At 44.3% G+C, this 15,654-nt stretch carries 12 protein-coding genes; 9 read left to right on the top strand and 3 right to left on the bottom strand.

Translation table 11 applies throughout. From position 1 onward, the window contains the following. Positions 1-217: 217 nt before the first annotated feature. From BJP34_RS22180 to BJP34_RS22165, 5 genes are all read left to right on the top strand, one after another. Positions 218-2,110: a hypothetical protein gene (locus tag BJP34_RS22180; RefSeq protein WP_070394214.1), complete on the top strand. Its 1,893-nt coding sequence runs from the start codon at positions 218-220 to the stop codon at positions 2,108-2,110. Beyond that, the gene (locus BJP34_RS22175) at positions 2,107-3,153 is read left to right on the top strand and encodes an NAD-dependent epimerase/dehydratase family protein (RefSeq protein WP_070394213.1); all 1,047 of its coding nucleotides are present in this window, start codon (positions 2,107-2,109) and stop codon (positions 3,151-3,153) included. Before BJP34_RS22180 ends, BJP34_RS22175 begins: the two co-directional genes overlap by 4 nt. 606 nt (positions 3,154-3,759) lie before the next feature. Beyond that, positions 3,760-3,906, top strand: a complete 147-nt coding sequence (locus BJP34_RS44075; protein ID WP_158517385.1) for a hypothetical protein — start codon at positions 3,760-3,762, stop codon at positions 3,904-3,906. Positions 3,907-3,909: 3 nt separating this feature from the next. Next, the gene (locus BJP34_RS22170; protein ID WP_070394212.1) at positions 3,910-7,128 is read left to right on the top strand and encodes an efflux RND transporter permease subunit; all 3,219 of its coding nucleotides are present in this window, start codon (positions 3,910-3,912) and stop codon (positions 7,126-7,128) included. Continuing rightward, positions 7,121-8,614, top strand: coding sequence for an efflux RND transporter periplasmic adaptor subunit (locus BJP34_RS22165; protein WP_083305301.1), 1,494 nt, complete (start codon positions 7,121-7,123; stop codon positions 8,612-8,614). The genes BJP34_RS22170 and BJP34_RS22165 overlap by 8 nt, the downstream gene beginning before the upstream one ends. 457 nt (positions 8,615-9,071) lie before the next feature. Here BJP34_RS22165 and BJP34_RS22160 read toward each other — a convergent pair whose 3' ends face one another. Beyond that, on the bottom strand, positions 9,072-10,028 hold the full coding sequence (locus BJP34_RS22160; protein ID WP_070394211.1) for a TerB family tellurite resistance protein: 957 nt from the start codon (positions 10,026-10,028) through the stop codon (positions 9,072-9,074). Between the two features lie 268 nt (positions 10,029-10,296). Here BJP34_RS22160 and BJP34_RS22155 point away from each other — a divergent pair, with 268 nt between their 5' ends. Next, positions 10,297-10,869 (top strand): DUF1131 family protein, encoded by a 573-nt coding sequence (locus BJP34_RS22155; RefSeq protein ID WP_070394210.1) that lies wholly within the window; start codon positions 10,297-10,299, stop codon positions 10,867-10,869. A 47-nt stretch (positions 10,870-10,916) separates the two neighbouring features. Here BJP34_RS22155 and cimA read toward each other — a convergent pair whose 3' ends face one another. After that, positions 10,917-12,728: a citramalate synthase gene (gene cimA / locus BJP34_RS22150; RefSeq protein ID WP_070394209.1), complete on the bottom strand. Its 1,812-nt coding sequence runs from the start codon at positions 12,726-12,728 to the stop codon at positions 10,917-10,919. A gap of 244 nt (positions 12,729-12,972) precedes the next feature. Here cimA and BJP34_RS22145 point away from each other — a divergent pair, with 244 nt between their 5' ends. From BJP34_RS22145 to BJP34_RS22135, 3 genes are all read left to right on the top strand, one after another. Further along, complete coding sequence (locus BJP34_RS22145) at positions 12,973-13,311, top strand: 2Fe-2S iron-sulfur cluster-binding protein (RefSeq protein ID WP_070394208.1); 339 nt, start codon at positions 12,973-12,975, stop codon at positions 13,309-13,311. A 187-nt stretch (positions 13,312-13,498) separates the two neighbouring features. Then, the gene (locus tag BJP34_RS22140; RefSeq protein WP_070394207.1) at positions 13,499-14,068 is read left to right on the top strand and encodes a Uma2 family endonuclease; all 570 of its coding nucleotides are present in this window, start codon (positions 13,499-13,501) and stop codon (positions 14,066-14,068) included. Between the two features lie 115 nt (positions 14,069-14,183). Continuing rightward, positions 14,184-14,753 carry a Uma2 family endonuclease gene (locus BJP34_RS22135; protein WP_070394206.1) on the top strand — a complete coding sequence of 190 codons (570 nt, stop codon included), beginning with the start codon at positions 14,184-14,186 and terminating at the stop codon, positions 14,751-14,753. Between the two features lie 137 nt (positions 14,754-14,890). Here the strand turns inward: BJP34_RS22135 and BJP34_RS22130 are convergent, their stop codons facing one another. Continuing rightward, positions 14,891-15,619, bottom strand: a complete 729-nt coding sequence (locus BJP34_RS22130; RefSeq protein ID WP_070394205.1) for a Uma2 family endonuclease — start codon at positions 15,617-15,619, stop codon at positions 14,891-14,893. Positions 15,620-15,654: the final 35 nt, after the last annotated feature.

Genomic DNA, 15,654 nt, shown 5'->3' with positions numbered 1-15,654 from the left:
TAATTGACTTCGGAAATCTAGCCAGGGCAAACGCATCTTGTCAATAAACCGGGTATAGTTCTCAATAAAACCTGCCTGATTGTGCTTGTTGACAATGTAGTTTCGACATATAGTGTTTTTTAAATTTAGAAAACACTATATATACGAGTCATGAAATTAGATGCGTTTACCCTGGAAATCTAGGTAGCTAAATACTATTTTGAGCAGAGAAAAACTGATGAACATTTCTGAACTAATTGTAAACGTCTCAAAACTAGACATTCAATTACAAGTTAGTGGTGACAAGCTTATAATTAACGCTCCTAAAGGAGCTCTAACGACAAAGCTGCGAGCAGAACTTTCAGAGAGCAAAGAAGAAATTATTGCGTTTTTACGGGAAAAATATAGTCGTGAGGTTTGCAGGAGCGCGGCTTACAACAGTCAACACTTGAGTCCAGGGACAATAGGTCGTTTAATTGGAGGAAGTTCTGATCCCGTAAATCGATCCCCTATTATCGATCCGCTGATGATGGCGAAGAATTTGAGAGTTACCTTCAAACCATTGCCAAGCAATTTTCGTAAAGAAGCTATCCTGAAGTTTAGAGAGGAACTGGAGCTAAAGCTTCTCGAAATTGGTGTTCGAGTCGAACCCTGGCTCGATGCTACAAGAGAGGCTGATTACATAATAGATATTCCTTTCATCAATCGACAAATAAGATTTAAGACGAGGGCGGTAAGGTCAACTATTAATGCAGTTATTACTGTTGAAAAAAAAACGTCAGTAGTACAAAAAATAAAATATTTCCTTGCTGAAGCATTCTATCGGGCTTACTCTCGTTTTGTTTTGGGCAAGCGTAAGATTTCAGCCGCACGCATCACTCAGTTACTTGGATGGGCTATAGAACATACTATGACTGAAGATCCTACTAATACCCAAACCATCGCGCTTACAGATTTTAATGAAAGATTTAACGATCCTAATTTCGGGTATCAGGAAAAGATTCCCCTAGGTGTAGAAATTTTACTAGCGAACCAGTCTCAAATCGTTATCGGAGTCGGTAGTGAAAAAGTATCTATTCTAAATATGAACCTTTCAGATTCAATCTATTCTATAGAGCAGATGGATCGATTTGTGACTTACTCGCTTATTCCCAAAATTTACGTGCCAATTACCCCCTTGCCCATGGGTGGTTTTAAACTAGGAGTATTTGATGTAGAAAAATCTATCTATGCTGACAAGTTAGTCGAATTTGGAAAGCGAATAAAACCAACAGGGTTACTTCCCCCAGGTTTTAAACTAGCTAGCGCTATCAAAAGTAAGCCCCTTAAAGACTGTGTTGACTGGATCGTAGATGGCAGAACAGGAGTCTCCTATGGTTTTGTCGCTTATGCCGAGGAACTGCAATATCAGGGGGAAAAAGAAGTATCCCGTCAAGAATGGCAAGATTTTTCATCGGTAGAAGGGTTCGATGTTAATGAAGTGCGTCAGAATAAACAGGGAAGATGGTATGTTAAAACAATTTTTGGAAAAGAGACAACATTTAAGCAAGTTCCAGATGTATGGTTTGTAAGTGCTCGTTCGGGATCGGACAAGACAAATCTGAATCCCGGAAGAGATATTTTGAGAGTTGGATTGATCCAAGGCAAATTTATCCTGGAATTGCCTAAAGGAATCGACGTGACAACAGCGGATATTAAGCCTTCTTACGATATTTTTGTGATGGCTGCCATAGTCCTCAGTGCTTCTCTATACATCCCGAAACTTATCGAAAAGAACGGTTCGCCAATGTTTCACTTTCATGGATATCCATCCGTCGAGTGGTTCGACCTCGGGGAATACGTTGCTGGTATAAAGAACCCATCGCTACCCTGTGGAACCTACGAGTCAGGAGTATTAAACTTCTTGGCAATGCATGACCTCGCCATACAGCATGGGGACAATGTCAAGTTAGCTAGTCTCGTCGAACCAGATCATGGAACAAATATCATCACCAGCAATTTGGAATATTTATTAACAAAGTTAGAAGCCGGAATTCAACAAGGACAAATTGAATTGGGTGGAAAGCATTTCGCTTCCCTTAAGGAAAGTGTAGTTGCTAGTTCATCTTTAGTGCGTACGGGGGAGTTATGAACCTAAAAAAGAAAACCCTTCTCATCACTGGAATTGGTGGATTTATCGGCTTGCGTGCTGCCGAACTAGCCCTAGCTCAGGGGATGAAAGTTCGAGGGTTGCAACGTTCTGAAGATAAGGCAAAAAAAGCACAGCAACTAGGTGCTGAAGTTATAGTGGGCAGCATAACCGATCCCGTAGCGGCTCAAAAAGCTTGCCAGGGAGTGGACATAGTCCTACATACGGCTGCCGTTGTGAAGGAAGGTGGCTCGCTGAAGCATTTCCAGGAAGTTAATGTGGGTGGAAGTGTCAATATGGCTACTGCTGCTAAGACTGCTGGTGTAAAAACGTTTGTTTATCTTTCAAGCGTTATGGTTTATGGCTTTAACTTTCCTAAAGGAGTGACCGAACAGGGGCCACTTTGTGGAGAGAGCAATCCTTACTGCCAAACAAAAATAGAAAGCGAAAAAGAACTTTTAAAGCTGAATACCCCACCCGATTTCGGCATCATCATTATTAGGCCAGGAGATGTCTACGGACCTGGAAGTACATCCTGGGTAGTTCGACCGCTGCAATTAATGCACGAAGGAGTATTTGCATTGGCTAATAGCGGGCGAGGAGTCATGAACCACGTATACGTGGACAATTTAATCGAGGCCATATTTCTGGCTGTAGAAAAAGAAGCCTATGGAGAAACCTTTAATATCACTGATGGCCAAGAAACTTCCTGCAAAGAGTATTTTACGCACCTTGCCAAAATAGGAAATATCCCTGCTCCCTTTTCTGTACCGGCAGGTGTACTCAAGTTTATAATTCAGCTGCGCTGCTTGAGTCAGTCCATTCTCGGTCAAACACCTGATACTTTACCAGAGTCTGTAAATTACATAACTCGCCCCTATGCATATTCCATCGCTAAAGCTCAAAGCCAGCTCGGTTATCAGCCCAAAATAAATCTGGAAGAGGGAATGGGACGTACACAGGAATGGGTTGCACAAAGCGGATTGCTAAAAGGCTCAACTGCTATAGGAAAAATCTCAAGGGGTGACAACAAAGCTCAAACCTAGGCAGGTGTTAGGTTTTAGGTTTTAGGTTTTGGGTTTAATGAGCGCGACTCGTGTTGTTGTAATTCCGAGCAGTTGAAGCAATTTTCACCAATCCAACTGCATAGATAGTTTTAATCAACTACTACGCCATGACGATGTTCGCGCTTCACCTAACCCCTAAAACCTAACCCCTGTAAGATTTTCAATTAGCTTGTCACCCCGTGAGAGGAAAAATATAGCAGTCCTAAATCATTCGTGAGAAATAAAACAGCCTGAAACGCCTATATTTAGGTACTTTTTGTCTACGTAGGTATAAAAAATGCGTATTGCTGTTGGCAGGTTTAATCTTAATGTTGGGTAAAACACCAGGACAACCTTGGGGAGTACAACTAGCTTTTCCTGTAGCAGGACTTTTTGCTTTAGCATCTGCTTGGTTGTTCAGTTTTTATCCAATTAAAAAATAAATGAAACGATACCTCACATTGGTTTCCGATATCCACAAAAACTGCGATTTCTGACTCATATCGTCAGTTTTTATGGCAAGGCACTGTGCATCATGTGCGACTCCTGGAAAAAACCAATAGATAATACATGAAACCCTTTTTGGACAAGCATTTGAGGTGAAAAATGACTCTAACTAAACCCATGACGATACTGACTATGCGATCGCAGCAGAAACTGCGCGTTAGTCATCGTCAGCAACAACTGTCTATCCGACTTTGGGCAGCTAGCTGCTTTCAGTCTGATTTTTGTCCCATGAAAGATGAATGCTGAAAAATGTGGAATCTCTTCTACCGCAATTCTCGACTACTGATTCTAACTATTTGCCTGATTCTAGTTTGGGGACTTTCTTCCTTCGGTATCCTACCCCGGATGGAAGACCCCACACAAAGTCAGTGGTTTGGTCTAGTGAATACAGAGTTTCCTGGAGCCAGTGCCGAACGGGTAGAATCCCTGGTAACGGATCAAGTCGAACAAGAGCTATTAGAGATTGAAGAAATTAAATACCTCGAATCTACCTCCCGCCTAGGGAGCTCCACGGTTGTGATAGCACTAGAAGATAGCGTTCAGAATCATGACCAAGTTTGGTCTCGGGTGCGCGATCGCCTTGCCGATGTTACCCCAAAGCTCCCTCAAGAAGTCCTGGAACCCGAATATAAAGAACTAAGAACCGCTAATACACTGATAGTTGCACTAACCTGGGACTTAGAAACACCAGCCAACTATGCCATTTTGCGCCGTCAGGGCAAGAACCTCGAAAGTGAACTTCGCACCCTCCCAGGCACAGAGAAAGTGGAATTATTTGGGGCTCCCACTGAGGAAATCGTAGTCGAGATTAACCCAACCGACTTAGCTACACTCGGTCTGACTCCCCAAGAGCTTTCACAACAAATCCGCCTCAGTGATGCTAAAGTTGCCGCCGGTCAGATACGTAACAGTACCAATAATCTCTTGCTGGAGGTAGAAACTGAGCTAGACTCTCTAGATCGCATCCGACAAATTCCCATTCGCGTTGCCAATAAATCAGGACAGTTTGCTCGTTTAGGGGATATTGCCAATGTCAAAAAAAGTATCTTGGAGCCACCATCGGAATTAGCCATCATCAATCGCAAACCGGCAATAGCCTTAGCCGTACTGATGGATTCAAAAAAACGCATTGACCAATGGACAAAAGCAGCACACCAAAACCTAGAGAAATTCCAGTCAAGCTTACCCCCTGGCATTGAGTTGGAACTTATCTTCGACCAAAGCCATTACGTCAATAACCGACTCAATAACCTATTCAAAAACCTGATCCTGGGAACCCTGTGCGTTGTCGGTAGCACTGTCTTGATGATGGGATGGAAATCAGCCTTGATTGTGGGTTCATCCCTACCCCTGTCAGTGCTGATGGTATTTGGGGCTATGAGGCTGCTAGAGATTCCCCTGCATCAGATTTCAGTGACTGGACTGGTAATTGCCTTGGGGATGTTGATCGATAATGCCATCGTAGTTGTGGATGAAATGCAAACCCTGCTCAAAAGCGGTATCAAGCCCTTTGAAGCTATATCTAAAACCGTGAGCTACCTGGCAGTGCCCTTGCTAGCATCCACCCTAACCACCGCCTTGACCTTCATGCCCATTGCCTTGCTTCCTGGCTCTGCGGGTGAGTTTGTCAAAACTCTAGCCCTATGCGTGATCTTGGCTCTGTTCAGTTCCCTGCTTATTTCATTAACAATCATACCCGCCCTGATCGGTAGGATACACAATCTCAATTATGAACAACGAATAATCAATGATGAATTGAGAGAAGTTCATTCATCATTGATTATTCACAACTCACACTCAGGAGGCTGGTGGAATACAGGCTTATCCCAACCAGCCTTGACACGACTATATCGCCGCTGCCTGGATGCCATGTTGGCGCGACCGGTGCTGGGGCTGCTGCTGGCTCTAATTCTGCCGATAACAGGCTTTGTGATGGCTTCGAGTCTTTCAGAGCAATTCTTTCCCCCAGCCGAGCGCGATCAGTTCAACATTGAATTAGAACTGCCCTCCTCCGCTTCCTTATCAGAAACTCAGTCTGTGGCGCTACAGGCGAGGGACATTCTTCGTCGCCATCGCTCAGTAGTTAATGTTCATTGGTTTTTTGGCAAAAGCGCCCCATCATTTTACTACAATCTAGCACAAAATCGACAAAATTCACCCAATTATGCCCAAGGCTTGGTTCAACTCGCCTCAGCCACCGAAACTCGTCAACAGATTAAGGCTCTGCAAGAGGAATTAGACCAGGCCTTTCCCAAAGTCAGGGTGTTAGTAAGACAGCTAGAACAGGGACCACCTATTCTTGCGCCAATTGAACTACGTATCTACGGTCCCAACCTGGATACTCTACAAAAACTGGGAAACCAGGTCCGGGAAGAACTGGCTGGTGTAGCTAACGTTACTCATACCCGCAGCAGTTTAGGGGAAGCCTTACCCAAACTAGGGTTGCGCTTAGACGAAGAACAAGCCCGACTCACCGGATTGAACAACACTCAGATTGCCCAACAACTCAACGGTAACCTGGAAGGAACACTCGGTGGCTCTATCCTAGAGGGCACCGAAGAACTGCCAGTGCGAGTCCGCCTGGGCAAACGCGATCGCGGCAACCTCGACCAAATTGCCACCCTTGACTTGCTGCCAACCACCATCCCATCGAATCAAAATCCCCCGACCGTTCCCCTCTCCGCCCTCGGTGAAATCGAACTGGTTCCCGAACTAGCCACCATTACCCGACGCCATGGCCAACGGGTTAATACAGTCCAAGGGTTTATCACGGCAGGAGTCCTACCGTCAACGGTGTTAGCAGACTTCAGAGAGCGCCTAGAAACCAGTGACTTCCAACTGCCCCCAGGCTATTCTCTGGAATGGGGAGGAGAATCCGCCGAACGTAATGAAGCCGTAGGCAACCTGCTGTCCACCGTCGGTGTGCTGGTAGTCTTAATGGTTGCCACCCTAGTCCTGTCTTTTGGCTCCTTCCGGTCTGCTGGGATCATTGCTCTAGTGGGTATTGGTTCCATTGGTCTGGCACTCGCTTCCTTGTGGATGTTCGACTATCCCTTGGGTTTCATGGCTATCCTCGGCACCGTTGGCCTAGTGGGTGTGGCGATTAACGACTCGATCGTCGTCCTAGCTGCCCTCCGGTCTGACTCAATGGCTCGTCAAGGAAACCGAAAAGCCATGGTAGAGGTAATTGTTCTTTCCACTCGCCACGTCCTCACCACCACCATCACTACAGTAGCTGGTTTCGTACCCCTGTTACTTGATGGTGGTCAGTTTTGGCCCCCTCTAGCTATCTGTATTGCTGGTGGCGTAGGTGGTGCTACTCTCCTCGCTCTGTTGTTCGTGCCTTGTGCTTACTTGCTGCTTTTCGGTCGTAGTCCGAGAGTTAGGGACAGGCAATATCGAACTCTGACCATAGAACATTTCAATGCCAATAGCACGCCTACTGTCGGGGGTCATCACTATGAATAATAACTCAGCTGGCCATCAAACTAGTCTGACTCGAGAACAGACAGAAAAATTGGATAAATCTCCTCCTGCTGTTGAGCAAGAGCAAATCTTGCCTTCGTTAACTGTCAACAAAAGAGAAAAAACCCAAACACTGAATAAATTTGGCTTATGGCAGAGTGGGACTATCTTATTACTATCTGGATTCTGTATTTTTCTGCTCAGTCCCCCTGGATCTAACTGGCGCTTAAATTTATCCAACCTTAAGGCTAGCCAACCCGATCAGGAATCGAAGCCCCAAGCTTCCTTTTCTGGCAATATCCTCCCGGTTGAGACAATCAGCGTCAAGCCCGTAGATTCATACCAACTGTTGCGCTCCTACACTGGCTCCCTAGTAACCCGCCGCAGTAGCGACTTGGGCTTTGAGCGTTCTGGTAAATTAGTCCGCCTCACAGTGGATGAAGGAGACTGGGTTAAAGCTAGTACGCCCCTGGCTTACCTAGATACTAGGAATCTCAAAGCCCAACAGCGAGAATTACTGGCGACTCTTGCCCAACAGCGAGCCCAGCTCAAGGAACTCTTTGCTGGACCGCGTTCCGAAACCATTGCGGCAGCACAAGCTTCAGTTAGGGATTTGAGTTCCCAACTCGAACTCGCTCGCAAGAAACAGTCCCGGCGGGAAGCTCTGTATCGGGAAGGGGCAATTTCCCGTGAGCAACTCGATGAAGCAGCTAGTCAAACCAGTGTCTTTCAAGCTCGCCTGGAGGAAGCCAAAAGCCAGGTAGATGAGTTACTAGCTGGGACACGCCCCGAACGCATTGAAGCCCAACAAGCATCAATCCAACAACTGAATGCCAGACTAGCCAGTCTCGAAATTGAACTGGAAAACAGCATCCTGAAAGCCCCTTTTTCTGGCACTATCTCTGCCCGCCTTTTAGACGAAGGAACCGTCGTCTCCCCTGGTCAGCCCATCCTGCGCCTCGTGGAGGATGGTGCAATTCAAGCCCGGATTGGTGTGCCGGTAAGCGCCGCTGATCAACTCCAACTCAACAGCCAGCAATCGTTGCAAATCGGACAGAAGACTTATCGAGCCCGAGTTTCCTCAATTTTGCCCGAACTAGACTCTAGTACCCGTACCTTAACCGTTGTCCTCACCCTGGATCCCAAAGCAGTAAGGCAAGTGTCCCCTGGACAGGTAGCGAGGTGGAAATTAGCTGAAACTATTCCTACTGCTGGTTACTGGCTGCCCACCACCGCTCTAGTGCAAGGAGTACGTGGTTTGTGGTCTTGCTACGTCTTGGGGGAATTGGCTGAATCGGATCGTTCTGGTGTAGCTCACGTCTTCAGTGTCGAACGGCGGGATGTGGAAATTTTGCAGACACAGAGTAACCGCATTCTGGTTCGTGGTACTCTCCGACCAGGGGATCTTGTCATCGTCGGCGGAACCCATCGCCTTGTGCCTGGACAACGGGTGCGCTCAAAAACCGTTGCTGGGGTCAAAGTGCCATGATAGTGTCTTGGGCTAAGTAGAACAAGTATTATTGTTTAATGTTATTCTTTAAGTCTAACCTTTTCAAGACGCCCATGGTGGGTTTGTCTATCCAACAGCAAATGCTGGGTACTGCCACGACAATCGGCATCATACATATCCCATAGCCTACCCTTGAAACACTCTGTGTTTTTTCCATCGATAAAGAGCCTTAACAAAAGGTACGCAGTTGGCGATCGCCTTTCTGGTTGCCTAATGGTGTTTTTGAGTAAGGATTCAGGTTGAAAGGTTAGGAATTAAAGCACTTGTTTAGAATTACAAACAAATGCTTTGATGGTTTGCTCAAAAAACCCAATCACAGACCCTGCTTGAATACAAAAAGTCTGTATCACCGTCAATAAATTGGCTGTTCACACCCCTCGATAGATCAAGAAGCACTACTAACTTACTGATTGCTTATTTTTACCGAGAGTAAGCTTCATGAAGAAACAAGGATTTGGTCAATTGTGGTCACGAAGCTAATCAGATTGAGACTGCGATACTGATCGCAAATTATCTCTGCGTATTGCTTAGAGTAAAAAGAATTTGTCTGATAGGCAAATCCTCCTGTGGTGTCGTACCGCGATAATTCTGGTAAAGACGTTTCAATCACTTCCTCTTGCTGTTCAGTTTGCGGCACAATCACTACCCGATAAATTTCATTATCTAATTTTTCCCCTAGATATCGCGAAAAAAGACCATTCAGTTCAGCTACAATTAGTTTTTCCTGTTCAGAAACTTCCTGATCAATATTAATTAATGCATTGACAACATCCCTGAGTTGAGATACTTGTTTATCTGGGGGTGAAGTGGCTAGATAATCAACTACATCCTGACGCAATTTTATGAAGTTTTTATTGGCACCTTCTTTTCGGTTTTCGGTTAAACTTTTCCAGGAAAAATCTATGTTCCAATTGTTCGCAAAGCTTTGGATAAACTCTTTTTCCTGAGGATTTAATTCTTCATCAATTAGAGCTATTTGACTAAGGATATAGATAATTTTTTGGGCTCCGGAAGGTTTAAAAAATGATTTTGCCAAATCCCCTACCTCTTGCTTTTCAGACTTTAGTGCTTGCTTGATTAGCCTCCATAACCCTTTTTTTCTCTCACCATCTACCCAGAATTTTATTCCCACGAACACATAAAATATACTCATAAATATATAGATGATAGTGTCCAAAAAACCTTGCCATTGCTTCTCAAATAAATAGTTCAAAGCAAAGAAAAAACCAGGTATAATAGCCATGATTTCAGCCATTACCGATACACTTTCAGCGACTTGATTATCATGCTTACGTTTCCAGAGTTTGTTAGAAGATAGGTAGACTTCTGTTAAGGAGAATCCTATAGATAAAAATGCTAAAACATAAACGATTTTTTTGATGATTTCAATCATAATCTAAATCAGATCAAGATCTGCTAAATCAGATATATATTTAGGTTATTTAGGTTATTTAGGTATTTAGGTTTGTTGAAGGTATTACAAATTTGGAGATATTTGTAATTTACACGAGTTTCTTGGAATAGTGATCACTGACAGTTCTTGATCACAATAGAAATCAAATATATTTGAGATAAAACTGTAAAATTTTATGAAGACATTCCTCCTTCATCCTTAATCTTTACTAATGTAATTACTAGTTGACATAAACTCTTTAAGAAGATTGTATAGAAAAACACTGTTTACCCTAACCAGCATCGTCCTAGTCACCAGTATCCTGGGCGCTTGCGCCAAGGCACCTTCCCCGCCTGATACTCAGTCCAGTCTCAGGCTGACTCCAGAAGGTTTGGGCACACTCAACAAAACCAGCAACTTTGATGCTGATACCATCAAGAATGCTTTGCCCAGTTATACCGTAAAAAAAGAAACCACCTCTGCGGAAGGGGAAACTTACAATATTTTCAGAGCCTACTGGCAAGATAGCCTCGTAGTAGAAATCGATGCCGACATCTCCCAGCAAAAAATCGGCAGGATGGCAATACTAAGCGATCGCATCCCTGGTCCAAAGGATGTAAAGGTAGGAATAGCCTACTCAGCCACTCCTGGACACGAGAAACTAGACTGCTTCCCAGGTGAGGAAGGGTCCACTGGTAAAGTAATTTGTAGCTTTGACGAAAATGCCTCTATCCTTTACGTCTACCAACCCCCTAACTGGGAAGGACCTTATCATAAGTTACCTCCCCGTGAGGTTCTCACCAAGGCTAAGCTAGATAGTCTACTTTGGGTATCACCTTAGTGCACAAATAGCAAAAATTAATTACTAATTACTAATTAGCGCTCTAATTACCGCTCTTTAAGGGCTGGGGCATGGCTCAATCGTGTCTTTGCTGAAGATTCCAACAGCAAACCATACTCAATGCCTTCCACCACAGCTTCATAGGACGCTTCGAGAATATTACTAGAAACCCCCACAGTTGTCCAGCGCTGTTCTCCATTGCTTGATTCCACTAGCACCCTTGTCTTAGCCGATGTGCCAGCAGCACCATCCAGAATCCGCACTTTGTAGTCAGTTAGATGAAAATCAGCAATCTCTGGGTAAAAGTTCACTAAGGCTTTGCGCAAGGCTGCATCAAGGGCTGAAACTGGTCCATTGCCTTCTGCTACTTCCAAAATATCCTGGTTGTTAACAGATACTTTAATGGTTGCCACAGAATTACTGTAGGGTTTACTGACCCCTTGTAGCATATCGCTATGTATCTGACAGCCTTTGAGTTCAAAAGGATGTTCTCGATAGCCCAAAGCATCCCGCATCAACAAATCAAAACTAGCTTCCGCTGCTTCAAATTGATACCCTTCATTTTCGAGATCTTTGAGCCGTTCCAGGATTTCGCGACAGGCGGGGTCTTTTTTATCCAGGTCATGACCGAAACTACGGGCTTTTGCTAATACATTGCTCAGTCCCGACTGATCAGAAATTACGATCCGACGTTGGTTACCAATCTGTTCTGGCTGAATATGTTCATAGGTCAGAGGATTCTTTGCCACCGCTGAAACATGGATGCCACCTTTGTGAGCAAAGGCTGAACGACCCACAAAGGCAGCATGGTCATTGGGAGCAAGATTGACAATCTCGCTAATTAAACGACTAGCTTGGGTAAGTCTGGCTAGCTGATTATCCTGAATACAGGAATAACCAAGCTTCAACTGTAAGTTAGGAATCACAGAACAGAGATTAGCATTACCACAGCGTTCACCATAACCATTAATCGTTCCCTGAACCATACACGCTCCCTCAGATACCGCAGCTAAGGCATTAGCAACGGCTGTATCGGAATCATTATGGGTATGGATTCCTAACATGGGTTGAAGGTTAGCAGGTTGTTCGCCTTTGGCGTTCCCGTAGGGTAGGTTAGTTTCGGTTCCAGGTTGCAGGTTAGCCGGTTCAAGATTAGAACCTTCAACATTCAACCTTCCAACCTTCAACTGATTTTCAACATTCAACCTTCTAACGTTCAACTCACTTTCAACATTCAACCTTTTAACATTCAACTCTTTAGCTACATCTCTAACAATTTGACTAACTTGATCGGGTAGGGTACCACCATTGGTGTCACATAGTACTAGCCATTCTGCACCCGCATCTTTAGCAGCTCTCAGGGTTTTGAGGGCATACTCTCGATTGGCTTTATAGCCATCAAACCAGTGTTCTGCATCGTAAATCACCCGACGCCCTTGACTACGGAGGTATTCTATGGTATCCCGAATCATGGCTAGGTTTTCGTCTAGGCTAGTTTTCAGCCCTTCGGTGACATGAAGATCCCAGGATTTACCAAAAATAGTCACCCAGCGCGTTCCTGCAGCTAAAATAGCTTGCAGCATCCGGTCTTCTGCAGCGGTCATGTTTGGCCGTCGAGTTGAGCAAAAGGCTACTACTTCTGCTTGTTTGAGAGGTTCTTCTTTGAGCTTCCAGAAAAATTGCACATCTTTCGGATTTGCCCCTGGCCATCCTCCTTCAATGAAGGGAATACCCAACTCATCGAGTTGCCGAGCAATGCGTAACTTATCTTCTAGAGACAATGAGATTCCTTCACGCTGGGCACCATCCCGCAGCGTTGTATCGTAAATCCAGATGGGGTGAGAAGTTGTTGAAGTCATGGGCAGTTAGAATAGTTTACTTTATCGTAAAGAAATGTAAATTGTAGTTAAGGGTAAGCTTTGATGGACTAAAGCTTAGTCAGAGGACTAGACCTCTAGATATTTATAAACGCAGCTTATCTAGAACCATCAAACAATAAGAGCACCTTAGTGTATTGCCAGATTGGCTTTGTTCACAACACTAAATATAGCTGCATCTAATTGTATTAAAAAATAAGCTACAGATAAGGAGTAATCTTGAATAATGCCTAAAGTAACAGCACAAGGAAAAAGCTTTGAATGTGACCAGGGCAGTAATCTGCGGAAGGTGTTACTAGACCATGGGGTTGCCCTATACAACGGCAACGCTAAACTAATTAACTGTAGAGGATTAGGCAGCTGTGGTACCTGTGCGGTTGAGATAGACGGGGAAGTATCTGAGGCAAATTGGAAAGATAAAGCTAGGCGATCGCTTCCACCCCATTCTCCGACGGCAAATCGCCGCTTAGCCTGTCAGACTAAGGTTTTAGGTGATGTTTGTGTTACCAAATATGATGGCTTTTGGGGGCAAGGGGATCAAACTGTCTGGACCCCAGAATCATGAAGTTGCCAATTCTTACTGGAACCTCGGATGTAGTTAAAACCTAGGGCGTGTCGTTAGTTAAGCCAAACAACAGCAGCAGCGAGATCAATTGAGCCTAAGAAATTTCTAGCAGTTTTATCGTCACCGGTTTTGCCATGGCAAGGTATTGCTTGATTTTAGGGAAGAAATTCTTAAAAGGAGGTCATAAATGGTTGCTGTTAATCAAATTAGACAAACGTTAACCCTAGCGGAATTTTTAGAACTTCCTGAAACGAAACCTGCTAGTGAATATGTCAATGGACAAATTCAACAAAAACCTATGCCTCAAGGAAAGCACAGCATCCTTCAAGGGGAATTGAGTTTTGCTTTAACACTCGCTTTAAAGCCAGAGCGAACTGCCCAGGCATTCCCGGAACTGCGGTGTACCTTTGGTGGGCGATCAATTGTCCCAGACGTTGCCGTCTTTCGTACAGAACGGATTCCTCGTGATCATGATGGCCAAGTGGCCAATTCGTTCAATCTACATCCAGATTGGACCATCGAGATCTTATCCCCCAAGCAGAGCCAAACCAAAGTGATTCGCAACATTCTCCATTGTCTCGACAACGGTACTAACATGGGGTGGTTATTGGATCCGGAAGAGTCCTTCATATTTGTCTATAGTGCCGATAAATCCGTGCAACTGTTTGAGAACTTAGAAGTGGTGTTGCCCGTGCCAGAGTTTGCCAAAGCGGTGCAGCTTAAGGTTGGTGAGATATTTGATTGGTTGAAAAAGTAAAGGGATCGTGTAGGATGCGATCGCGTAGCGGCTCGTACCGAGCATCGCTTTTCTGGTGGGCATGACTGGAACTGAATCCAGCAACAGTTAAAATCTAAGAAACAGGAGGTCATAAATGGTTGCTGTAAATCAAATTAGACAAACGTTGACCCTGGCAGAATTTTTAGAACGTCCTGAAACGAAACCTGCTAGTGAATATGTCAATGGACAAATTGAACAAAAACCTATGCCTCAAGGAGAACATAGTACCTTACAAATTCGTCTTGGTACAGCGATAAATGACGTTGTTTTACCGAAAAAAATCGCCCATGCTTTCCCGGAATTACGATGTACTTTTGGGGGACGTTCTATTGTCCCAGATATTACAGTATTTAGTTGGAATCGTATTCCGAAAACAGAAAAAGGAAGAATTGCCAATAAATTTGAGCTTTATCCTGATTGGGTAATCGAAATTCTGTCTCCTGAACAATCTGCGAATAAAGTGATCAAAAAAATACTGTTTTGTCTGAACCAGGGAACAGAATTAGGCTGGTTAATTGATCCTGACGATGAATCAGTGATGATATTTCAACCGAATCAATTGCCAGAGATTAAATCAGATCAAGAAATTTTACCTGTGTTAGATAGTCTTAAAGATTGGCAATTATCCGTTGCCGAAATGTTTAGTTGGTTAAGTGTTAAATAATTTTTGGTTGGCGTTTCTTTTTTCCATTTATCGGCCATAAGTCATGGATTGAGAGTAATCACAATGACCAATGACCAATTACCCAAGCTTGAAAAGAGCAATGCTACCGGAATGGATATGATATTCCAGTTGAGGAATTATGCCTCTGGCTCGATGCCTGCTGCTCTTAGCTGCGCTGCCAATTTCTCGGCTCGTTGCCGTTCCTGTTCAGCTCGTTGCTGTTCCTGGATGACCAACTCCGAACCCCATAGCAAAAGTTCTGCTTGCTGATCCCACCAACGTAACCAGTAACCAGTTCGGTTTTCCCTAGTTCCTTGCCAGATACCCAAAAATAAGCTGATTTCATCAATCCAGTAACGGTTATACCCATCGGGTGGTTGGAGTTGATAACGTCCTGAATCATCTAACCGATAGACTTCTATTACTCCAGTGTCTGGCTCAAAAATGACATAGTTGGGAACCTGTAACACTTGCTCATAGTAAAACCACTTGCCCGGAGGATAGGTTGGCTTGTTGGAATACTCCCCACCTTCAGTATCAGAGAGAAATTCCATGACAATAGCAGGAATATCCCCTTGAAGTCTTGGGGTATAACTGCGTTTCACTTCTTCTCTGGGCACTCGAATCGATGGGACATATCCCCAATCTGGGGCTTTTACCACGATTTTGCCATTCAAAGTGGCACAGATGCCATAATTGGTCGTAGTCAGAGCATTAGCTGGTAGTTTGCCAGCAATTTCCAAACTTTGTGTCAGAGCAGCAGCCAGAGATGGTTGATTGATATCATCCACTGGTTCGTCGTCAAGAACAAAATCATCAGGTAACTTTTCCCAGGTAACTTCGTAAGTAGCTGTACTAGCTATCATAATTTAGTTCCTCTGCGAGCCTGCTCTTTTTATCA

It is taken from the genome of Moorena producens PAL-8-15-08-1, from assembly GCF_001767235.1.
GTDB lineage: Bacteria > Cyanobacteriota > Cyanobacteriia > Cyanobacteriales > Coleofasciculaceae > Moorena > Moorena producens_A.
The sequence above is the reverse complement of the archived record's forward strand: the minus strand, read 5'-3'. Positions and strand labels throughout refer to the sequence as shown.